The 20,492-nt window shown below is 43.1% G+C and carries 26 protein-coding genes and 1 tRNA gene; 1 reads left to right on the forward strand and 26 read right to left on the reverse strand.

The features are described 5' to 3' along the window. Window positions 1–41: 41 nt before the first annotated feature. From rplK to KCX82_RS05365, 15 genes are all read right to left on the reverse strand, one after another. Window positions 42–467 (reverse strand): 50S ribosomal protein L11, encoded by a 426-nt coding sequence (gene rplK, locus KCX82_RS05295; protein WP_227017394.1) that lies wholly within the window; start codon window positions 465–467, stop codon window positions 42–44. Between the two features lie 185 nt (window positions 468–652). Further along, complete coding sequence (gene nusG / locus KCX82_RS05300; RefSeq protein WP_227017430.1) at window positions 653–1,177, reverse strand: transcription termination/antitermination protein NusG; 525 nt, start codon at window positions 1,175–1,177, stop codon at window positions 653–655. A gap of 253 nt (window positions 1,178–1,430) precedes the next feature. Beyond that, window positions 1,431–1,673 carry a preprotein translocase subunit SecE gene (gene secE / locus KCX82_RS05305; protein WP_227017395.1) on the reverse strand — a complete coding sequence of 81 codons (243 nt, stop codon included), beginning with the start codon at window positions 1,671–1,673 and terminating at the stop codon, window positions 1,431–1,433. A gap of 184 nt (window positions 1,674–1,857) precedes the next feature. Then, entirely contained in the window at window positions 1,858–2,007 is a 150-nt protein-coding gene (rpmG, locus tag KCX82_RS05310) for a 50S ribosomal protein L33 (RefSeq protein WP_227017396.1), read from the reverse strand. Window positions 2,008–2,194: 187 nt separating this feature from the next. Next, the gene (locus KCX82_RS05315) at window positions 2,195–2,695 is read right to left on the reverse strand and encodes a PaaI family thioesterase (protein WP_227017397.1); all 501 of its coding nucleotides are present in this window, start codon (window positions 2,693–2,695) and stop codon (window positions 2,195–2,197) included. After that, entirely contained in the window at window positions 2,676–3,143 is a 468-nt protein-coding gene (locus tag KCX82_RS05320) for a YbaK/EbsC family protein (protein ID WP_227017398.1), read from the reverse strand. Before KCX82_RS05320 ends, KCX82_RS05315 begins: the two co-directional genes overlap by 20 nt. A gap of 217 nt (window positions 3,144–3,360) precedes the next feature. Further along, complete coding sequence (tuf, locus tag KCX82_RS05325) at window positions 3,361–4,554, reverse strand: elongation factor Tu (protein WP_227017385.1); 1,194 nt, start codon at window positions 4,552–4,554, stop codon at window positions 3,361–3,363. A gap of 196 nt (window positions 4,555–4,750) precedes the next feature. Next, window positions 4,751–4,826 (reverse strand) — tRNA-Thr (locus KCX82_RS05330). Between the two features lie 202 nt (window positions 4,827–5,028). Beyond that, complete coding sequence (locus KCX82_RS05335) at window positions 5,029–5,796, reverse strand: ABC transporter ATP-binding protein (protein ID WP_227017399.1); 768 nt, start codon at window positions 5,794–5,796, stop codon at window positions 5,029–5,031. Next, entirely contained in the window at window positions 5,789–6,787 is a 999-nt protein-coding gene (locus KCX82_RS05340) for a FecCD family ABC transporter permease (protein WP_227017400.1), read from the reverse strand. The genes KCX82_RS05335 and KCX82_RS05340 overlap by 8 nt, the downstream gene beginning before the upstream one ends. Beyond that, window positions 6,774–7,772, reverse strand: coding sequence for an ABC transporter substrate-binding protein (locus KCX82_RS05345; RefSeq protein WP_227017401.1), 999 nt, complete (start codon window positions 7,770–7,772; stop codon window positions 6,774–6,776). The genes KCX82_RS05340 and KCX82_RS05345 overlap by 14 nt, the downstream gene beginning before the upstream one ends. 17 nt (window positions 7,773–7,789) lie before the next feature. Beyond that, on the reverse strand, window positions 7,790–8,782 hold the full coding sequence (gene nirJ2 / locus KCX82_RS05350) for a putative heme d1 biosynthesis radical SAM protein NirJ2 (RefSeq protein ID WP_227017402.1): 993 nt from the start codon (window positions 8,780–8,782) through the stop codon (window positions 7,790–7,792). 231 nt (window positions 8,783–9,013) lie between these two features. After that, a complete protein-coding gene (sigH, locus tag KCX82_RS05355) occupies window positions 9,014–9,625 on the reverse strand; it encodes an RNA polymerase sporulation sigma factor SigH (RefSeq protein ID WP_264373190.1) in 612 nt (203 codons plus the stop codon). Window positions 9,626–9,627: 2 nt separating this feature from the next. Then, window positions 9,628–10,380 (reverse strand): 23S rRNA (guanosine(2251)-2'-O)-methyltransferase RlmB, encoded by a 753-nt coding sequence (rlmB, locus tag KCX82_RS05360; protein WP_227017403.1) that lies wholly within the window; start codon window positions 10,378–10,380, stop codon window positions 9,628–9,630. A gap of 1 nt (window position 10,381) precedes the next feature. Beyond that, window positions 10,382–10,867 carry a dihydrofolate reductase gene (locus KCX82_RS05365; protein ID WP_227017404.1) on the reverse strand — a complete coding sequence of 162 codons (486 nt, stop codon included), beginning with the start codon at window positions 10,865–10,867 and terminating at the stop codon, window positions 10,382–10,384. 304 nt (window positions 10,868–11,171) lie between these two features. Here KCX82_RS05365 and KCX82_RS05370 point away from each other — a divergent pair, with 304 nt between their 5' ends. Next, the gene (locus KCX82_RS05370) at window positions 11,172–11,534 is read left to right on the forward strand and encodes a NifB/NifX family molybdenum-iron cluster-binding protein (protein ID WP_227017405.1); all 363 of its coding nucleotides are present in this window, start codon (window positions 11,172–11,174) and stop codon (window positions 11,532–11,534) included. A 77-nt stretch (window positions 11,535–11,611) separates the two neighbouring features. On the opposite strand, the gene thyA is transcribed toward KCX82_RS05370, so the two are convergent. From thyA to KCX82_RS05425, 11 genes are all read right to left on the reverse strand, one after another. Beyond that, window positions 11,612–12,442 carry a thymidylate synthase gene (gene thyA / locus KCX82_RS05375; protein ID WP_227017406.1) on the reverse strand — a complete coding sequence of 277 codons (831 nt, stop codon included), beginning with the start codon at window positions 12,440–12,442 and terminating at the stop codon, window positions 11,612–11,614. Window positions 12,443–12,458: 16 nt separating this feature from the next. Further along, complete coding sequence (locus KCX82_RS05380; RefSeq protein ID WP_227017407.1) at window positions 12,459–12,941, reverse strand: hypothetical protein; 483 nt, start codon at window positions 12,939–12,941, stop codon at window positions 12,459–12,461. Then, the gene (locus KCX82_RS05385) at window positions 12,916–13,341 is read right to left on the reverse strand and encodes a Mini-ribonuclease 3 (RefSeq protein WP_227017408.1); all 426 of its coding nucleotides are present in this window, start codon (window positions 13,339–13,341) and stop codon (window positions 12,916–12,918) included. The genes KCX82_RS05380 and KCX82_RS05385 overlap by 26 nt, the downstream gene beginning before the upstream one ends. A 162-nt stretch (window positions 13,342–13,503) precedes the next feature. Then, complete coding sequence (locus tag KCX82_RS05390) at window positions 13,504–14,229, reverse strand: polymer-forming cytoskeletal protein (RefSeq protein WP_227017409.1); 726 nt, start codon at window positions 14,227–14,229, stop codon at window positions 13,504–13,506. A gap of 28 nt (window positions 14,230–14,257) precedes the next feature. Beyond that, entirely contained in the window at window positions 14,258–14,968 is a 711-nt protein-coding gene (locus KCX82_RS23115; protein ID WP_227017410.1) for a bactofilin family protein, read from the reverse strand. Between the two features lie 36 nt (window positions 14,969–15,004). Next, entirely contained in the window at window positions 15,005–15,880 is an 876-nt protein-coding gene (locus tag KCX82_RS05400) for a polymer-forming cytoskeletal protein (protein WP_227017411.1), read from the reverse strand. Window positions 15,881–15,907: 27 nt separating this feature from the next. Then, complete coding sequence (locus tag KCX82_RS05405; RefSeq protein ID WP_227017412.1) at window positions 15,908–16,813, reverse strand: polysaccharide deacetylase family protein; 906 nt, start codon at window positions 16,811–16,813, stop codon at window positions 15,908–15,910. A gap of 139 nt (window positions 16,814–16,952) precedes the next feature. Next, window positions 16,953–17,495 carry a YfcE family phosphodiesterase gene (locus tag KCX82_RS05410; protein WP_227017413.1) on the reverse strand — a complete coding sequence of 181 codons (543 nt, stop codon included), beginning with the start codon at window positions 17,493–17,495 and terminating at the stop codon, window positions 16,953–16,955. Window positions 17,496–17,582: 87 nt separating this feature from the next. After that, entirely contained in the window at window positions 17,583–18,308 is a 726-nt protein-coding gene (gene nagB / locus KCX82_RS05415; RefSeq protein ID WP_227017414.1) for a glucosamine-6-phosphate deaminase, read from the reverse strand. Window positions 18,309–18,318: 10 nt separating this feature from the next. Then, window positions 18,319–19,401, reverse strand: a complete 1,083-nt coding sequence (gene buk, locus KCX82_RS05420) for a butyrate kinase (protein ID WP_227017415.1) — start codon at window positions 19,399–19,401, stop codon at window positions 18,319–18,321. Between the two features lie 154 nt (window positions 19,402–19,555). Beyond that, on the reverse strand, window positions 19,556–20,344 hold the full coding sequence (locus KCX82_RS05425; RefSeq protein WP_227017416.1) for a 5-deoxy-glucuronate isomerase: 789 nt from the start codon (window positions 20,342–20,344) through the stop codon (window positions 19,556–19,558). Window positions 20,345–20,492: the final 148 nt, after the last annotated feature.

The following is a 20,492-nucleotide window of genomic DNA, read 5'->3' on the forward strand; positions in this document are numbered from 1 at the left end:
TTACCTCCTTGTGGTAGTAGCGGCACTTGCCTCCCACTTCATTATTCCTTGATTACAATTCCCATGCTCCTAGCGGTGCCCTTGATCATTTCAGTTGCACTTTCAAGACTTGAAGCATTCAGGTCCGGCATTTTGATTTTTGCAATTTCTCTTGCATCATCGACAGTTAATGTAGCAACCTTCTTCTTGTTTGGTTCTCCGGAAGCAGATTTCAAGTTGGCTGCTTTCTTCAGTAGTACAGCTGCTGGCGGTGTCTTAGTTACAAATGTAAATGATCTGTCAGCATAAACTGTGATAACTACCGGGATAATCATTCCAGGCTGATCGGCTGTCTTTGCATTAAACTGTTTGCAGAAATCCATAATGTTTACACCCTTCTGACCAAGAGCCGGTCCAACCGGTGGTGCAGGAGTAGCATTACCTGCCGGAATCTGCAGTTTAATTAATCCTTCTACTTTCTTTGCCATATCAATATGTCTCCTTTCTCTGCCAGGGCAGTAATTCGCGCATTTCTAACAGTTTGCCCGCAAATACATTTTGGGTTACAAAATGCGGACAAGTGCTTCGCCGTAAAATTCTACAACTTAAAAGTCGTGAATTTCTGACGGGGCACATTCCAGGCATTTAGCAAGCTAAATGCGGACAAGTGCGCCTATATCTTGTCAACCTGACCGAATTCTAATTCTACAGGTGTATCTCTACCAAACATTGATATTTTAACCTTTAAGGTTTGCTTATCCATGTTGACTTCCTCGACAACTCCCATGAAGCTTTCGAACGGTCCGTTGATAACCTTGACACTGTCGCCAGGTTCAATATCCAGCTGGATATATACCTTTTCAATTCCCATTCTTCTGACTTCTTCGTTTGTGAGTGGTATCGGTTCGGAACCATGTCCTACGAATCCCGTAACACCCTGGGTATTTCTTACGAGATACCAGGATTCATTGGTTACAATCATCTTTACAAGAACATAGCCTGGGAACATTTTTCTGGTCTTTACTTTTCTCTGACCATTCTTAATTTCTACACGATCTTCCGTAGGCACTACAATACTGAGAACCAGATCCTGCATTCCTCTGTTCTCAACAATTTTCTCAATGTTTACCTTAACCTTGTTCTCATGCCCTGAATAGGTATGAACTACATACCATTTTGCTTTTTTTGAAGATTCAATCGTATTGTCACCAAACGTTAAACTGTGAGATGTCTCGGCATCATCAGTAATGCCTGCGTCGGAATCATCCTCTGCTGCCGGTTCTTCCGCCACAGCATCCGCCGATTCTTCCTCGTAAGACTCTTCCTCATTTTCGAAATTATCTTCGAAATCATCTTCGCCTTCATCAAAATCAAAATCATCAAGTTCTTCGAACTCTTCGAACTCATCGTTCTTCTTTATCTTGGCCATTTGTGCCTTCCTTTATCTTTTTTTAGAAACTAATATTTAAAGCATATTTAAGGGCAGCCAGGAAAGCGGAATCCACAACCCAAATCCCCAGGCCTAATACAAAGCAAGTAAGAAGTACTACCCCTGTATAGGAAACCAGTTCCTTTCTTGTCGGCCATACTACTTTCTTTGTCTCTGTTCTTATCCCTTTAAAATATTCCCTCATACTGACCTTAGGTTTTTTGTTCACCGCAGGAACGGGCTTCTTAGTCTTTTCCTTTTCCATTTAAATCACATTCCTTTCTTAGCCTGCCCAACTTTGAAGTAAATCGCAGGCAGACTTGTGCAAGGAAATCACGAATCTCTGACTCGTAGATTTCTGCTGCTATTAGCCTGCTCAATTTGTAGAGCAAATTATCAGCAGACTTATGCAAGGAAATCACAAATCTTCGATTTGTAGATTTCTACTGCTATTTTGTTTCTTTATGAGCGGTGTGCTTCTTGCAGAACTTACAGTATTTTGTGAACTCCAATCGATCAGGGTCATTTTTTTTATTTTTTGTAGTATTGTAGTTCCTTTGCTTGCAGTCTGTGCAGGCTAATGTTACTCTTACTCTCATGATTGTCCTCCGTCTAATCTAAAATTCAGAGCCATGTTTCAAGCTCCGTCCTTTATTTTTATATTTTATTATAAATGACATAACTTACACGATTTTATCATACTCTTATCATAAAGTCGCTTAATAAAATTATCATAAAATCTAGTGTCTGTCAATATATTTTTTGCCAGGTATAGAAATCTCTAAATTAAATTTCGATTTCTCTGGGATCATCTTCCTCTAGATAATGCCATTCTCTTTCTGTGAAATCATCGCCTGCGGCATCTTCTATGGCAACCTTCAGATACTTTGCCCAGGCTTCCGCAGCCACTTCGCCATTTTCTAAAAGCAGTTCGCCCGTACCTTCAAATATCTTTCTGGTATCTCTTGTGATTCTGCCCACTGCACGCAGTGTTTCATTCAAGGGAACAGGTTTTTTATATTTTACCTGAATTTCAGTAGTTACGCCCCAGCTACCGGGTTTATCGATGCAAATAGCCCTGCCAATGGTTTCATCCAATATGGCAGCCACCATTCCTCCATGCACTCTGCCCGGGAAACTCTGCTGCAGTTCTTTCGTATGAAAAACAGCTGCCAGCTCTCCATTATCCAGCTCATAGAATCGTGCATGAAATCCGTATGGGTTTTTATCTCCGCAGACAATGCATTTGTCACTGTTATTCTGCTTTTTAACAATCTTGTGTAACATGCACCCATCTCCCTTTCACTGCATTTTCCAGTTCTTCTATGGTAAACTTAACTGCAGAATTCCCTGTTCCGGCCGCGGGGAACACCTCTGAATACTTTTTTAAGGATTCATCCAGGCATACCTCAATGCCATCAGGCAAAGCAAAGGGGCAAACACCTCCTACCGGATGCCCGGTTGCGGCAAGAGTCTCCTCTACTGTCAGCATCTGGGCTTTGCAATGGAAGGTGTCTTTATATTTTCGATTGTCAATTCTGGCGGTACCGCAGACTACCAGCACTATAATTTTTCCATCCTTCAGTTTTAAGGCTAAAGACTTGGCAATTTCACCCGGCTCCCGTCCCAGAGCTCTGGCTGCCAGCTCCACCGTAGCGCTGCTTTCCTGCAGCAATAGGATTTCATTTGTAATATTATTGTCTATAAAATATTTTTTTACACTATCGTAACTCATGCTGCTGCTCCTAATAAAGGAAACCACCAGTACCGACTCGGCACCAGTGGTTTTATCTTGATCTTATATCCAGTCAATAAACAAGCAATTTCGATGACGCCGGAAAAATTTCTCAGAGCTAGGCACGAGATGCGAAACGCATCGGAACGTACTCTGTGCTACGTGAGAAGCGGATTCGCATCTCAGTAACACCGCTCTGGGGGATTTTAACAAGTCATTATGCCTTGATTGCAGTTACAACGCCAGCTCCTACAGTTCTTCCGCCTTCTCTGATAGCGAATCTCAGTCCTTCTTCGATAGCGATCGGTGTGATCAGTTCGATATCCATCTGGATGTCGTCTCCTGGCATACACATTTCTACGCCTTCTGGTAAGGTTAAGGATCCGGTTACGTCTGTTGTTCTGAAGTAGAACTGTGGTCTGTATCCATTAAAGAATGGTGTATGTCTTCCGCCTTCTTCCTTCTTCAGTACGTATACCTGAGATAAGAACTTTGTATGAGGCTTGATGCTTCCTGGCTTTGCAAGTACCTGACCTCTTTCGATATCAGTTCTCTGTACGCCTCTCAGCAATGCTCCGATGTTGTCTCCGGCCTGTGCCTGATCCAACAGCTTTCTGAACATTTCTACGCCTGTTACTACTACTTTTCTTGGAGCTTCGGATAATCCTACGATTTCTACTTCGTCGGATACCTTCAGGATTCCTCTTTCTACTCTTCCTGTTGCTACTGTTCCTCTTCCTGTGATGGAGAATACATCTTCTACTGGCATCAGGAACGCTTTGTCTGTTGCTCTTTCTGGCTCAGGAATGTAAGTGTCTACTGCTTCAAACAGTTCTACGATCTTGTCTCCCCATGGTCCTTCCGGATTGTTTAATGCTTCCAGCGCGGATCCTCTGATGATTGGTGTATCATCTCCTGGGAATTCATACATATCTAATAATTCTCTAACTTCCATTTCTACTAAATCAAGAAGTTCATCGTCATCAACCATATCGCATTTGTTTAAGAATACGATGATATATGGTACGCCTACCTGTCTGGAAAGCAGAATGTGCTCTCTTGTCTGTGGCATTGGTCCGTCTGTTGCTGCTACTACCAGGATCGCTCCGTCCATCTGTGCTGCTCCTGTGATCATGTTCTTTACATAGTCAGCATGTCCCGGGCAGTCTACGTGTGCGTAGTGTCTGTTTGGTGTTTCATACTCTACGTGCGCAGTTGCGATGGTGATTCCTCTTTCTCTTTCTTCCGGTGCTTTGTCGATCTGATCGAATGCTACCATCTGGCCCAGTCCGTATCTCTGGAACAGAGTCTTTGTAATAGCTGCTGTCAAGGTTGTCTTACCATGGTCTACATGGCCGATTGTCCCGATGTTTACATGGGGCTTATTTCTTTCAAATTTAGCTTTTGCCATCTTTTTAATCCTCCGTTTTCAATTATCCATACTATTGGTTTTTTGTATTCGGTACACTCTTCCAATATCAGCCCGCCCAATTTGCTTTTCAAATTGACGGAACTTATACAAGAAATCGCAAATCTATGATTTGCAGAATTTTTACTGCGTATGCCCGTTTTTCCAGAGAAGAATATACCCCATATTCTAACTAAATTGGAGCTGTTGAGCAGGTTCGAACTGCCTACCTCTTCCTTACCAAGGAAGTGCTCTACCGACTGAGCTACAACAGCAAGTCACGTAGAATATACTACTATACACATCCGATTCTGTCAATATCAAAAATAACGAAATATGTTGTATTTTCAGTATCTATAGTTAAAATATGCAAAATTCAAGGTTTGTCCAATCTTGTATGCTATCGTCCAAACAATTCAAATAATTCGGAATTATTTTATACTCGGACAAAAATTACAATATATCCTACGAAAAGTATTACGTTATTTTATTATAGTAAAAAAAAGACCTGCCCTCGTTTGAGACTTGCTTGATGCTCACACCAAAAACTTTGCCGATACTGCCGCCTATGGCCATGTTTTGTGGCGTATCCCTGGAAATGATCTTTCCTTTTTCCATTAAGATCATTTTGTGAGAATAATTCAACGCCAGGTTTAAGTCGTGCAGCACCAGAATAATGGTTTTCCCAAATTCCCGGTTCAGCCTCGCGATCAGTTCCATGATATCGTAACAGACATTGATGTCCAGATAGGTGGTTGGTTCATCCAGAAAAATAATATCGGTATCCTGGGCAAGAACCATTGCCAGAAACACACGCTGCCGCTCTCCTCCTGACAGCCGGTTCATTTCCTTTCCCCGAAACGAATCGCAGCAGGTCACTTTCATTGCTTCCTCTGCAATAGCCTTATCTTCTTTTGACAGCAGCTGCCCAAAGGCTTGATAGGGATATCTGCCGGACAATACGGCATTTTCTACAGTCATAGGGGGAGAGAGGTTATTTTGCATAAGAACGGATACTTCTCGGGCAAAGGCTTTCCGTTTCATCTCGCTGATGTCTTGGCCGTATAACAGTACCTTTCCATTCTTAGGCGCTAAAATGCGGGAACTTAGTTTCAGCAAAGTACTTTTTCCGCATCCGTTGGGGCCGATGATGGTTGTGATATCCTCTTTTTCAAAGCTTACACTGATGTCTTCAAGATAAGAATTTTTATCGTAGGAAAAGGATACATCAACAAGTTCAATCATAGCTTCTCCTCCTGTTCTTCATGATTAAATAAAGAAAAAAGGGGCCGCCGATAAAGGACATCATGATGCCTACAGGTAATTCATAAGGAACAAATATTATTCTAGCCATTAAATCGCAAAGTATTACAAACATTCCTCCAAGAAAAGTGCTTGCCGGAATCACAAAACGATTGTCATTTCCAATGAGAAATTTTACAGAATGGGGTACGATGAGACCTACAAAACCAATCAAACCTGCAAAGCTCACCGCAGCACCTGCAAGTAAAGAAGCGACGGAAAGGAAAAGAAAGCGGCAGAAGGTCACATGCATACCGAGAGATTTTGCCACGTCAGCTCCAAGCGAAAGAATATTCAGTCCCCGCATACAGAAGACAGCCAGAATCAATCCGGCAACGATGTAAACCGCCGGGCAAGCAAGGCTGCCGAGTGTCAGCGTTGAGAGTCCGCCCACCAGGAAATTACTTGCACCAATATAGGCATCAGGATACAGAATCAGTATGGTATTGATACCTGCGCCAAAAATGCTGCTGACAGCAAAGCCGGTTAATACCAGAGTAAGAGGTGATAATCCGCTGTTCATGGCAATGGCAAGTACAAGGAATGCCGCAAGTAAGGCACCGGTAAAAGCAGATAGAGGGAGCAGGAACGGGTAGGCCGGAAGAAATGCAGATGTCAGGAGCACAAACACACCTGCCCCCGTATTGATTCCGATAATATTAGGGCTGGCCAAAGGGTTGTTCAGAACCGACTGGATGATAACACCGGCAACGGCAAGACTGCTGCCTGCCAGCATTGCCCCCAGAACTCTGGGTAAACGCACATAAACGAGAATCCGGTATAAGGGGTCGCTGTCAGTCCCTGCAATAAAAGCGGAAATCATTGTGGTGAGGTTCATTTTATTGGCACCCAGGCAAATCCCCAATATCATGGAAACCACCATTCCTAAAGCAGAAAAGATGAGAAGCAGCCATGCTCTTTTATTTCTCACCATAAAGAATCTCCGAAAGATAGGCATAGCTTTCTCCCCATTTGGTGTTTGGTTTATATAAAAACAATTCCTTGGGCAACAGTAAATAGCGGTTGTTTTTTACCGCCGTGAGCCCGTTCCATGCCGGGTTTGCCTCAATGGTTTTTTTCAGATTTTCCCTTGCAAGATGGTCGTCGTTCCCCATAGGAACAACGAATATGTAATCCGGATCTGCCACGATCATGCTTTCCATACTGAATTCATGCAACAGACTTGGGGTTTTATCGGCAATATTCTCACAACCCATGTCCCGAAGCATCTTTCCGGTCATGCTTTTGGAATCTTTCACAACCGCACCTCCCGAATAGGTGATGAGAAATGCGATCAATGGAGGATCCTGTTTTGGAATGCCGGAAATGATCTCTTCGATCTGCCTGCCCACAGCAGCACCGTTTTTTTCATATAAATCTTTCCGTCCGGTAATTTCGGTAAAGATCTTCAGCATAGCAAGATAATCCTCAAAGTAAGTTACCCGAAAGTATGCAGCAGGAATCCCTGCCTTTCCGAGGACATCCTGCAGCGCCACATGTCCTTCTGTTTCCGAGGACAGGATCACAAAATCCGGATCTAGCGCAATGATTGCCTCCACATTGGGACTGTTGTATTTTCCTACTGCGGCAACGGTCTTGGAAAGAGGCAGCCCTCTTTCATCAAAGGCATCATCGGAAACACCAACAAGTTCGCCCCCTGCCAGAATCCAGGTTTCAGCAAAGCTGCCCATCAAAGCCACAACTCTTTTCGGATTATGGATTTTGATGTCATTTCCCAGTGCATCAGTAAAAGAAAAGCTTTCCTCTTTATCGGCAAAGGGTTCATCTTTATCAGCAAAGCTTTCCTCGTCAACGGTGCTTCTCTCCGGAAAGTGGCCGGCAAGTTGTTTTCCGCCGCACCCGGGCAGAAGAAAGACCATTGCAGTAATGATCATCAGTATAAGAAAAATCTTTCTCAAATAGATTCCAGCTCCTTTTACTTTAATTGCATTCCGTAAGCACAATAACTGTCTTCCTCCATAAAGTCCCCGTCGTGATAGTATCCTGCCCTTGCACGACAGCCGCCGCATGCTTTCTGAAAGTCACATATGCTGCAAGACCCTTTATATTTCCGACGGCGTAAAGTCTGGAACAGAATGCTTTTGTTCCAAATCTCATCAAAGGGCAGCTGACGGACATCTCCTGCCTCCTCGGTCATATAGGCACAAGGACGAACCGTTCCCATGGGGCTTACGACACAATAGGACAAACCTGCCAGGCAGCCTTGTAAAAAGCGTGTCCGGATTCCCATTTGCTCTGCGATTCGTATAAACTGAGGCGCACAGGTAGGCTTGATATCAATGGAAACGTCTCTTTGCTTTGCCATAATTTTTTGCAGTAGTTTTTCATATTCAACTACTTCTAAAGTGGTTTCCTCAAGAAATTTACCCCTCCCTACCGGGATTAAGAAAAATAGGTAATGTGCAATTGCTCCCTGACTTACGGCAAAATCAGTGATATCACAAATCTCGCCGCTGTTCCAGTTCATGATGGTGGTATGGATCTGGAAAGGCAGTCCCGCTTCTTTGCAGTTCTCTATTCCCTCCAGGGTCAAAGAAAATGCGCTGCTGTCTCCCCTGAAATCGTTGTGCTTCTTTTCGTCCAGGCTGTCAAGGCTGATGCCCATAGCCGCAGCTCCGCAAGCTTTCAGCTGCTTTGCTGCCTCACGGGTGATCAAGGTGCCGTTGGTTCCGAACACGGGGCGAAGTCCCGCTTTTACAGCACAGGAAACCAGATGGTAAATATCAGGGCGCATGAGTGGTTCACCACCGCTGAATATCATGATTTTAAAACCGGCCCTGGAAATTTCTTCAATGAGTCTCTCCGCCTGGGCAGTAGTCAGTTCTGTCTCCTGCCTATTTCCTGCATCCTGATAGCAATGTTTGCATTTTAGGTTGCACTGATTTGTCGTCAGCCAAGATACGATCATAATGTTCTCCCGCTTGTATTTCTTATGGAGTACTTATTTTTATTGAGTACCTAGTATGAAATACTATGCCGGCTCACGATGGTTTATTCGGCTGCCATGATTATTCCGGACAAAAAATCACCTCGTTGAACGGTGCACATAAAAAAAACATACTTTTTAGGGTATGCTTCTTTTTTCGGATATACTTCTTTTTATTAAGATATACTTGTTTTTAGAGTATGCTTCTTTCCTCTAACGGCCTAAATAAAGCTCCAGTTTGCGCTTCGTTCTTTGAATTGCGTTATCTATGGCTTTCGGTGATTTACCGGTAATTTCAGAGATTTCCAAATAAGTTTTACCCTGTAGATACTCATTCCATACGCTTAATTCCAGGTCACTGAAAATGTCGGCGCCATTGCCTTCAATGTAGTCCATATCCTCTTTCAGAAGAAACAAAGCTTCCGGATCCGTATTGCTGTTGGATGACAACGTTTCTTCCAGAGTTTTGGCCGGATCCTTGTCGGATATGGGTCTGCTGAGAGATACGGAAGTATTCAGCGGAGAGTGCTTCAATCTGGTAGCCCTTTTAATCGCTGTAATGATTTGCCGGTTGATGCAAATTTCCGCAAAAGTATGAAAAGAAGCCTGTCTCGTCTTGTTATAGCTGCGAATGGCTTTAAAAATCCCGATCATGCCCTCCTGCATGATATCTTCCCGGTCTGCACCGACCATGAAATAAAGATGTGCTTTACTCCTGACCACATCCTTGTACTTCCTGATTAGAAATTCCTCAGCGTTTTCATCGCCGTTCTGAGCAAGCACCACGAGCTCCTCATCTTCATACTCCATATATCGTTGTTCCATCGTTATCCTTTTCTTTGTCTTCTTACTTCGTACATCAGAATAGCCGCAGCATTGGACGCATTTAAAGAAGAGATTTTCCCCGCCATAGGGATTGAAATGATAAAATCACACTTTTCTTTTACCAGCCTGCTGATCCCTTGGCCTTCAGCGCCTACCACTATGGCCAGACTGCCTTTTAAATCCGCCTTATCATATTCCCTGCCATCCATATCGCAGGCTGCGACCCAAAGCCCCATATCTTTCAGCCTGTCCAAAGTCTGTGCAATGTTTGAAACCTTGGCAACGGGAATGTATTCCACCGCACCGGCAGCGGCTTTTGCTACTGTTTCGGTAATGCCAACTGCTCTTCGTTTGGGAATAATAATGCCATGGGCCCCTGCCCCGTCGGCAGTACGCATGATGGCTCCAAGATTGTGGGGATCTTCGATCCCGTCCAGAACAATCAGAAAAGGATCTTCTCCTTTTTCTTTGGCTATTTGGATCAATTCCTCCACTTCATAGTATTGGTAGGAAGAAATATAGGCGACAATACCCTGATGAGCACCTCCGTCGGCAAGTCTGTCCAATGCGGACTTTTCCACGTATTGAAGGGGGATTTTTTTATCCTTCGCCATGCCGATGATCTTTTTGATAGAACCCTCCGCATCTTTTCCCACTAATAATTTTTCGATAGCCCTATCATTTTTTAATGCTTCCATTACCGGATTTCTGCCTATCAAAAGGCTTGAATTTTCAGCAGTCTTATCTTCTTTCAAATCATTTTCTCCTGTATTCCGTAAATCTGTAGGTAAGCCCGTTCTCAAGACGAGGTTCACTGACCGCAACCACTTCAAGATCAGGGCGCAGATCCAAATTTTCAAAATGTTTATCTGCTTCAAAAGCGGCTTCTATCTTTGTCACAAACAATTCATTGCAATAAGGCAGGAACTGGCGGTATACCGTTTCCCCGCCAATGATAAATACGTCTTCCATATTGAAAGATTCCAATGTTTTAAAAAGCTCTCCCATAGACCTGCAAATCAGGCAGTCCGCCTGATAATCCGGATTTCTGGTCAAAACGATATTTGTCCTGTCCTTCAGCGGTTTTTTGCCGGGCAAAGATTCCAGTGTTTCTCTTCCCATGACAACTACTTTCCCAAGCGTTTTTTCCTTAAAATATTTTAAATCACCGGGCAGATAGGTAAGGAGCCCGCCATCCTTTCCGATTCCCCAGTTTTGATCTACTGCTACGATTGCTTTCATAGTAAGATGCCCTCCTTGCTACCGTGATCTATTCTTCATTGTTTTCGTATTTCGTGCCGTAACGTTTCAAATTATTGTAACATGCCGTCACGCTTTTAAATTATAACATAACGGCACATTGATTGAAACCCAATATCAGGGAAACTTCACCTGTTCGTTTTTATTTTTTACTGTAATTCGCATATCTAATCATGATTTAAATTAATTAATCGTTCATTCATAAATAATTATTGACATATGTTCAAAACAGTTATAACATAAAGAAAAACAGGAAACATTTATATAAAACAGGAGGAGATCACTTATGAAAATTGCATTACCCACCCGTCAGAACCTGATCGACAGTCATTTCGGCCATTGTGAATATTTCACAGTTTTTACGGCTGATGACAGCAACAAGAAAATTACTGCACAGGAAACGGTTGCCTCTCCGGCAGGCTGCGGCTGCAAATCGAATATTGCACATGTACTCTCCGATATGGGAGTAACGGTGATGATCGCAGGAAATATGGGAGATGGTGCCGTCAATGTCTTAAACAGTGCAGGAATTGAAGTATTGCGCGGATGTTCGGGAGATGTGAAAGAGGCTGCCTTAAACTGGCTCAGCGGAACCCTTGTGGATTCGGGAGACAGCTGTCACGCGCATGACCACGAATGTCATCATTAATTCATGAAAATACTTTTACTGTAAACCAATCAGATTATAAAAAGCACGAGGTGTTTTGGGATCCCTCGTGCTGCTGTTTATACTGCTACCGGAATCCCTTTGATTTGAAGTCCGGCTTCATAATTCTCAACAATAAAATCGTCTACGGTAAAATCATAGAAATTTTTAATGTCCGGGTTGATCCTGAATTTTGGTGCAGGAAACTGCGGTCTGCTGATCAGCTCCTCAACCAACGGAATATGCCTGTCATAAATATGGGCATCTGCGATGACATGCACCAGTTCACCGGCTTCAAGTCCGCTTACCTGGGCAAACATATGTACAAGAACGGCGTACTGAACTACATTCCAGCTGTTAGCCACTAAAGTATCCTGAGATCTTTGGTTTAAAATGGCATTCAGTTTATTGCCGGAAACGTTAAAGGTTACGCTATAGGCGCAGGGATACAAAGCCATTTCATGCAGATCCTGGAAATTGTACAGATTCGTCATAATCCTTCTGCTGTAAGGATTGTTCTTCAAATCGTAAAGAACCCTGTCTACCTGATCAAATTCACCTTCTTTGTATTTGTGCTTCACTCCAAGCTGATAGCCGTAGGCCTTACCGATGGATCCCTGTTCATCTGCCCAAGCATCCCAGATATGGCTGTTCAGATCATTTACATTATTGGATTTCTTCTGCCATATCCAAAGCAGCTCATCGATTGCGGATTTTACGGGTGTTGGCCTGAGGGTAAGCGCCGGGAATTCCTCGGCAAGATTATAACGGTTTATAATCCCAAATCTTTTCAGCGTATGGGCCGGCGTTCCGTCTTCCCATCTTGCACGTACTTCCTGGCCCCGGGAGGATTCACCGTTTTCCAGAATATCCTTACACATTTCAATAAATAGTTTGTCCGCTTTACTCACAAATTCAACCTCCCAATTATTCTTCTATCTTTGCTGTAACCGAAAAATGCTGTACCGGCAAAATCCAGAGCAGGTATCCTCTCACTCTGGCAGTATATCTTCCATCCTGAACGACCTCCACCTTTTCTCCGGTGGCGGGATCCACGTATCGCAAAACACCTTTTTGGTCTTCGTCTGCCTTATATATATCATAGATGCGATAAATCATCAAGCCCATATCTGCCAATGCACCGCTGTGCTCTTCCTCAATGGAGTATTCTACAAATTGCTTGAATTGTTCTTCCTCTCCGGAAAGATTTTTTACCTCATCCAGAAAGACCGATTTTACAATGAGAATCAATACCAAAACAGCCAGTACGATAATCATGGCTTTTTCCCTGCCCGTCACAGACTGACCTTTCCGTTGACCGGCGTCCTGATCCTGGGAGATTTGACGATTGGTTTTATAATAATCTCCCATGGCATCCCTGAATTTATTCCGCGTCTGTTTTTCTGACATTTTTTATTCCTTTATTCCTTTCAATTGCTTCCAGTGTTTGCTGTATGATCATTGTCAGCCGTTCTTCTTCCTGGGCAAGATACAAATATCCAATCAAAGCCTCAAAGGCAGTTGCCCATTTGTAGATAACCGGATCCGCATTTTTGGGTTTTGAGGTAATTTTTTTATTTCTGGCGCGCTTTACCAGCGCGAGTTCACTCTCGGTGAGCTCTTCCAGCATTTCTTTTAAAGCATATGCCTGAGCCTCTGCTCTGACATATTTCACCGCGGACTGGTGCAGCCGGTCCGCATTTACCTGCCCTGTATCAAATACATGTTTTCTCACATGCATCTCATAAACGGAATCACCCAAATATGCCAATACGGTGGTATTTAAATATGCTATATTTTTCTTTTCCATAGTTTTTCCCAACATGCTGTATTATTCTTTGTTCTTAGTCTGCCCAATTTTATCGGACACCAGCTAGAGTTTACCATAAGATTCAAAAAAATGGAATAATAAAAACCACTGAAAGCGAAAATGTCTCATTCAGTGGCTTACATCCATTTTTGACAGTCCTTTCTATGATTCGTCTTCCAAGGATACATTTACGCGTCCTTGCAATTCGGCACCGGAGCTCATAGATAAAGTAGCGGCGGTGATGGAACCTTTTACTACAGATGTTCCGGACATATGGGCACCTTTCTGAGCCGTAATGTTCCCTTTTATCGTTCCGTCGATGGTAATGAGCTGGCCGTTCATGTCACCGTTGAGAACGCTTCCCTTTCCAACATTAACATCTCCTCTGGCTTTGATATCACCTTCTATATCGCAGCCTTCCAGTTCGATATTGCCGCCGTCGATATCACCGTTCACTTTTCCCGTTACTTTAATATCACCATAGGCAAAAACATCGCCGGTTACGCTGCCCTCTACACGAATATGGCCTTTGCTGCTCACAGTTCCCAGAATACTGGTAGAAGAGGATATAACACCAACTTCCGAAACCGGTTGATAGGATTCTACCGGTTTCTCTTCCTGTTTCCAATCCATCACGACAGGTTCCTGTTTTACAATCTGCGGAGCCTCTTCCTCCGCAGATAATTCCACAGGTTCTTTTACCGGTTCTTTCATAGTCTCTTTCACAGGTTCTTCCACGGGCTCTTCTGCTCTTACGGATAAGGTTTCTGCCGGCGAATCAGCGGATTTCTCTTCCAATTGTTTCTCCACCATCTTTTTCATTAAATCGGAAAAGCTTTCGTTTCCACCTCCGATTTTTCCGATGGCTTTATCATCTAAATCACTCATCGTTTTACCTCTCTATCCTATTGCTTGCTTATCCCAAAACAGAATCAAACTCTCTCTGGCTTTGGGAGTCGTCAAGGGCTACACTCACATTTCCTTTCAGCTTGGCGCCCTGGCTCATGGAAATGGTCTGAGACTTTACATCACCTGCCAGCAACGCATTTTCAAGGAATTCGGACATCTTATTGATGTTGAGATTGCCTTTTACCTTACCGTTAATTTTTATGTTATCTGCAGCAATATCTCCCACAATCATAGTATTGGTTCCGATGGAAACATTGCCTTTTGCCACTATGTTTCCTTGAATGACACATCCGTTCAGAGTAAAGCTGCTGCCGACAAGATCTCCGATTATTTTTCCGGTAACCTTGATATCACCTGTTGTTTTTATGGAGCCTTTCACATCACCGTAAACATCAATGTCCGTACTGGAATTGATTTCTCCGACAACCACCATGCTTCTGGATATAACGGTAACCGGATGCTCCTGCTGGATTGGTACCGTAGTAGTGGCGGTCACATTTTTAGCGTTGTACAGAAATTTTTTTCTTTCCAAGTCCACTTCTATTTCCGGTTCTCTAATCGTTTCAGGTTCATGTTCTGTGATTTTCTCAGTGACCTGCTTATCTTCATATGCTGACACATTTCCGTTTTCTTGCTTTTTTATATCTCCTGCACCTTCACCGGCAGGGATCCCCATTAAATCCATTACGGCCTTAGAAAAATTATTCTTTGTAGCCACCTTTTTCCCTCCAATTTATTCAATTATAGATTGAATTTATATTGTGATATCCACATCAAACGTCAGGTCATTTTCCTTTTCATTAAGCGGGATGTTTACTTCTCCCTGGATCTTTGCGCCCTGGCTCATAGCGATGGATGCCGTGGTTACATTTCCCGACAGAATAGCCTTCGGCTGGAATTTCGCTTCTTTTTCTACGATAACATTTCCCTTAATCTTACCGTCAAGACAGAAATTTTCACCCTTTACATCTCCGATTACCACCGAATCCCCGTCTACAGATACCATGCCTGAAGCAATGATGTTTCCCTGTACGGCACAGGCTGTAAGCTCGATGTCTTTCCCCATCAGATCTCCTACCACCTTGCCGTTTACCAGAATATCTCCCTGGGAAGATACTTTTCCTTTTACGCTTCCCAATAATTCTACATCACCTTCCGCCTTAATTTCTCCAATAATGACGGTGCCTCTCGCAATGGTGGTTTTACCGGGAGCCTGTTTGGGCTGCAGATTTTGCTGTGCCTGCTGAAGAGTCTGAGCTTGCTGCTGGGACTGCAGATTCTGCTGGGGATAGGATTGCTGGACTTGCTGCTGTTGCTGCTGAGCCAGCATGGCAAGTATTTTTTCTTTATTTGGATTTGCAGCGGTGGCTGCCGGAGGGTCGTGTTTTACCTCTGTTTTCTCTTCCTGGGCTTCCAATATTTTTTCCGCTTCGGCAAGGGTGCTTTCCGCAGAGATCAGATGATCCTCTGCATCGTTTTCCTGTTCTTCCGTTCCTTCGAGGTCCATTTCCGTTTCCTCTTCCACCGGCTTCTGTTCCGGGGTTTTCAAATTTTCAGCAGAGTTTTCTGTCGATCTTGATAATCCCATTAATTCCGATACTGCCTGTGAAAAATTATTTTTAACTCCCATTTGAATTATCCTCCATTATTACTATGATCATTCCTCTTTATAATTAAAAGCCACGGGTTTTACATCATTTGTCAGTTTATCAAAGTCATAGCCCTTTGCTTTAAAGTACTCGATAATATCAGGCAAAGCAGCAACCGTATCCTTTTTTTTCACGCTATCATGCATCAGAATAATCACCCGATCCTTATTGGCGGCTGATTTGGTAGTGTTTGCATAAACAGAATCCTTCGTGGTCTTGATATCCGCATCACCACTGGAAGAGTTCCAATCATAATAGGTAAAGCCTCTCCTTGTCAATTCAGAGGAAAGCTCCATCTGGAGTCTGGCATTGTAGATGTTTAAGCTGCCTCCGGGAAATCGGAACATGTCCGGCTTTACTCCGGTTGTTTCATAGATTAAATGATAAATTTTATTAAAATCGGCAAGATAACTTTCCACAGATTCGTAGATATCCTCATATTTATGAGAATAGGTATGGATCGCTATGGTATGACCCTCGTCAACAATCCGTCTCATGAGTTCTTTTTCTTTCGGTCCTTCTTTGCCGATGACAAAGAAGGTGGCCTTCACATTTTTCTCTTTTAAAATATCAAGAATTTCCGCAGTTCTGTCCGAAGGGCCGTCGTCAAATGTCAGATAAATTGTATGAGGAGAAACGGTTGTCTTCTCCGATAAATCCGCATACATTTCCGGATAAAGTTCCTGATATTCCAAGGCCTCACTTTCCTGTGACCGATCCGGCTTTTCAGTTGACTGCGCGAGAACAGTTTCTGAATGAAGCTCAGAAATCTGTTTTTGATAATTTTTATTCATGACTGCCAGATAAACAGCAGCAAAAGACAGTCCTATTATCAATAATAAGACAATGCCCACAATGAAATGCTTGAAAAATTTTACACTTCCTAAATACATAGCAAAACACTTTCGATACACACACACACAAAAGCACACTTGGGACAATTACATACTTTCATTATATCTTATTTTCGATATTTTTCAACAAAATTCATTGATTGTGGCGTGAAAATTAGCGAAATGCAATGACAATATCAGGAAGTGTATTTTTCCATGGTCAAAAGCGGTCGCTTTGATTGAGCAGATTACTTAAAAACCCATATTCTGTTTTTCTTTTTTGCTGGATTTCTTCATAGCCGATAAAGGCTTCTATCCCTTCTTCCGACAAGGTGACCACGGCGTAGGATCCCTTCCGCCCGCCGGTTGGCAGAGTCAGGCTTCCCGGATTTAAAAGATACATTCCTTCCACATCTTCAAACAGAGGGACATGGGTATGTCCAAAGAATGCTGCCTTGCAGCCCATGGATTCGGCTTTGTAAAGCAGTGTCTGAAGATTTTGCTTTACATTCTCCATGTGCCCGTGTGCCAGAAAGATCTTGCCGAAGACGGTATCAAGGATGCGATATCCGTCCTGGGAAAAGGCCCCGTCCATATTTCCCTTTACACTTAGTACGGACACCCCCAAACGGTTCTCCAGATTCTTTGCATCCTTCCCATAATCACCAAGATGAATAATGAGGTCAATATCCTTTAATTTTTTATATATTTCAACAGCCTGATCTATGTTTCCATGAGTGTCGCTTATTACAAAAAGCTTCAAATGTATTCTCCTTTCTGAAAGAATCTTTTCGATTCCGAATAGAAAAAGTTTACCACAGATCGTCGAATTCTGCGATAAACTTATTTTCTAAAGCAGGCTTAACGCCTCAGCATCCGCAACCACCGTAAGATTCGGATGCATTTGAAGAATAGAGCCAGGCAAGGCCGGAGTCACAGGACCCGTCAGCACCTTCTTCAGGATTTCGGCTTTTGTAATCCCACTGACACAAAGGACAATGCGTTTTGCCTGCATGATGCTTTTAATTCCCATGGTAACCGCCTTTTTCGGAACTTGATCTTCATGCTCAAAAAATCTGGCGTTGGCCTTAATGGTACTATCTTTCAAGGTTACGCAATGCGTGGTCTTTTCAAAGGCCTGATCCGGCTCATTAAAGCCGATATGTCCGTTATGGCCCAATCCCAGCAATTGGAGATCAATCCCCCCCAGCTTTTCAATAAGCGCATCATACCGCCGGCATTCCTCATCGATATTCTCGGCAAGGCCATTGGGGAGATTGGTGTTTTCGGACAATATATTAATCTTATGAAAAAAATTATGATCCATATAATAGCGATAGCTTTGTTCATGCTCGGCAGGCAAACCTACATATTCATCCAGATTTACGGAATGTACGCTGGAAAAGTCAATATCTCCTTTTTCGTACCAGTCGATAAGCTGCTGATAAATTCCAAGCACCGTAGCACCGGTGGCAAGGCCAAGAACACAATTGCTTTTTAAAATAACCTGAGCAGAGATTACATTTGCTGCTTTGCGGCTCATATCACTGTAATTCGTTGCTTTTATAATTCTCATTCTATTTCTCCTATCGTATGATTATGGACTCCGTGTATTCTCTTGCAGTCTCCACCTGCCTCAGAATTCTTAATGCGCCAAGAGACAGGGATTCCATTTCATTTTCTCCTGGCATCAAGATAACGGGTGCAATAAACTTCACTCTTTCTATAACCCAATCCGTCAGCATTTTTGAATAGGCAACCCCGCCCGTAAGAATGATGGCATCTATATTGCCGCTCAGTACGGGGGATATTTCTCCAATTCCCTTCGCGATCTGATAAGCCATCGCCTCATATACTTCCCTGGCTTTCTGATTGCCGTCGGCTATCATTTTTTCCACTTCCCTGCAGTCATGGGTTCCCAGATGTGCTTTCAGCCCTCCCATTCCTCTGATCATTTTTGACATGGCAGGCTTATCATACTTGCCTGAAAAACACATATCGACAATATACGATAATGGGATACTTCCTGCCCTTTCCGGTGAAAAAGGCCCTCCGTCATCGGTAATAACATCCACGATTTTTCCTTTTTCATGAACATTTACAGAGATGCCGCCACCAAGATGAGCCACAACAAAGTTCATATCTTCATATTTTTTCCCAAAAGAAGCGGCTGCCTTTCTTGCCATTGCCTTGGTGTTCAAAACATGGGTAAAGCTTCTGCGGGTGATTTCAGGAATACCTGTTATTCTTGCAATGTCGTGAAGTTCATCCGAAGCAACGGAGTCATAAATCAACGCCGGGATTCCCAGCGGCTCTGCTATGGCATCCGCTATAAGTGCCCCTAAATTGGAGGCATGCGCAAAGATAGGGCCATAAAGGATGCGATCTTTCATTTTCTGATTGACATAATATCCTCCCGCGTGAACCGGAGGCAGCATCCCTCCTCTGCCTACCACCGCATCCAATTCATTTAATTGAAAGCCGTGAGCTGCGAAGCTTGCAAGGATCATCTCTTTTCGAAATTCCATCTGATCTGTAATATCAGAAAAAGGCGCCAGATCCTCCACGCTATGGTCAATGGTTTCACAGTGCAGCTCTGTTTCCTCCTGATAAACCGCGAATTTTGTGGATGTAGATCCGGGATTGATAGATAGTATTTTATAACTCATAAACGCAAGCCCTTCCATCTTTATACTGAATAGATTTTCTTTTCAAAGGAATATTCATCAACCTTCTATATTAATACCCAAAAAACAGGATATCACATCTGATTGAAAATATGTATAAAGAAAATAAAGCGACGCAGAAGCGCCGCTGGTATTTTTATTTATTGGGCCAGATTTTTACGTCCTTTTCCAAAAGCCAGGTATATCTCTCGTCATTGTCTCTGCTGGTCCATGGATTGTCTTTCAAATGCCTGATCATCCAGCAATAATACATGGCGAATCCCGGAGCAGCAACCTGTGGATGGGTTGGTCCACCTGGAATGAAAAACGCACTGTTATTCTGGATCTTAAACGCTTCATCTCCAAGGAAGGCGGCGCCAAATCCTTCTTCTCTGTTAAAACGATAAAAATAGACTTCCGGCTGATCATGTCCGTGGGGAATATAGCTTGACCATCGGCCCGGATAATTAATCAGTTCTCCCATTACCATATTGGAGTAGGGGGCATTGTTGTAGTCAAAAACGGTTCTGCAGGCCCTGCGCGCTGTATTCTCCCAAACTCCGTCGCCGAAAATTTCCGTACCCACATCATCCTGCGTATATAATTTTGAAGCAAAGCTGTTTTCATTGGTTGTTTTCTGTATCAGTAATTCAGCATTATCCTTTGCTGTTACAGAGATTTCAATACCGCGTGCCACATGCAGGGCAACCGGATTTTCGTCGAAAACAGATCTTCTGACCGCAGTTGCCTCCTGACCTTCCCATTGAAGCGTCACTTCTCCGTCTAAAAGTAATACCGCTGTTTCTTTTTCTTCTTCTAATATATTAAGAGTTTCACCGGCACTCATAACCTGGATACCGATATCCATCAGCATGTCCGGATGATTGTCCTCCATATTGCAAATCTCGTTATAGCCTTTTTTCATTTTGCCATAAACTGTTACCATAGTTTTCTCCTTTATTGAAATATAGGAGAGGGGTTATAGCCCTCTCCCACATCGATTTGATTATTTAGTACTTAATCATGAATTTTCTGATGATCTTTACAAGATCGTCATAACCGCCTGCAAACTGGTCAAGAGTTTTGTTAACCGG

This window comes from Sinanaerobacter chloroacetimidivorans (assembly GCF_018128545.1).
Lineage (GTDB): Bacteria > Bacillota > Clostridia > Peptostreptococcales > Anaerovoracaceae > Sinanaerobacter > Sinanaerobacter chloroacetimidivorans.

Bases quoted from the DNA above. Each gene is read 5' to 3' on its own strand.
- rplK (WP_227017394.1), bottom strand. From the start codon at position 467: ATGGCAAAGAAAGTAGAAGGATTAATTAAACTGCAGATTCCGGCAGGT.
- secE (WP_227017395.1), bottom strand. From the start codon at position 1,673: ATGGAAAAGGAAAAGACTAAGAAGCCCGTTCCTGCGGTGAACAAAAAA.
- rpmG (WP_227017396.1), bottom strand. From the start codon at position 2,007: ATGAGAGTAAGAGTAACATTAGCCTGCACAGACTGCAAGCAAAGGAAC.
- KCX82_RS05315 (WP_227017397.1), bottom strand. From the start codon at position 2,695: ATGTTACACAAGATTGTTAAAAAGCAGAATAACAGTGACAAATGCATT.
- KCX82_RS05320 (WP_227017398.1), bottom strand. From the start codon at position 3,143: ATGAGTTACGATAGTGTAAAAAAATATTTTATAGACAATAATATTACA.
- tuf (WP_227017385.1), bottom strand. From the start codon at position 4,554: ATGGCAAAAGCTAAATTTGAAAGAAATAAGCCCCATGTAAACATCGGG.
- KCX82_RS05335 (WP_227017399.1), bottom strand. From the start codon at position 5,796: ATGATTGAACTTGTTGATGTATCCTTTTCCTACGATAAAAATTCTTAT.
- KCX82_RS05340 (WP_227017400.1), bottom strand. From the start codon at position 6,787: ATGGTGAGAAATAAAAGAGCATGGCTGCTTCTCATCTTTTCTGCTTTA.
- nirJ2 (WP_227017402.1), bottom strand. From the start codon at position 8,782: ATGATCGTATCTTGGCTGACGACAAATCAGTGCAACCTAAAATGCAAA.
- sigH (WP_264373190.1), bottom strand. From the start codon at position 9,625: ATGGAACAACGATATATGGAGTATGAAGATGAGGAGCTCGTGGTGCTT.
- KCX82_RS05365 (WP_227017404.1), bottom strand. From the start codon at position 10,867: ATGAAAGCAATCGTAGCAGTAGATCAAAACTGGGGAATCGGAAAGGAT.
- KCX82_RS05370 (WP_227017405.1), top strand. From the start codon at position 11,172: ATGAAAATTGCATTACCCACCCGTCAGAACCTGATCGACAGTCATTTC.
- KCX82_RS05380 (WP_227017407.1), bottom strand. From the start codon at position 12,941: ATGTCAGAAAAACAGACGCGGAATAAATTCAGGGATGCCATGGGAGAT.
- KCX82_RS05385 (WP_227017408.1), bottom strand. From the start codon at position 13,341: ATGGAAAAGAAAAATATAGCATATTTAAATACCACCGTATTGGCATAT.
- KCX82_RS05390 (WP_227017409.1), bottom strand. From the start codon at position 14,229: ATGAGTGATTTAGATGATAAAGCCATCGGAAAAATCGGAGGTGGAAAC.
- KCX82_RS05400 (WP_227017411.1), bottom strand. From the start codon at position 15,880: ATGGGAGTTAAAAATAATTTTTCACAGGCAGTATCGGAATTAATGGGA.
- nagB (WP_227017414.1), bottom strand. From the start codon at position 18,308: ATGAGAATTATAAAAGCAACGAATTACAGTGATATGAGCCGCAAAGCA.
- buk (WP_227017415.1), bottom strand. From the start codon at position 19,401: ATGAGTTATAAAATACTATCTATCAATCCCGGATCTACATCCACAAAA.
- KCX82_RS05425 (WP_227017416.1), bottom strand. From the start codon at position 20,344: ATGGTAACAGTTTATGGCAAAATGAAAAAAGGCTATAACGAGATTTGC.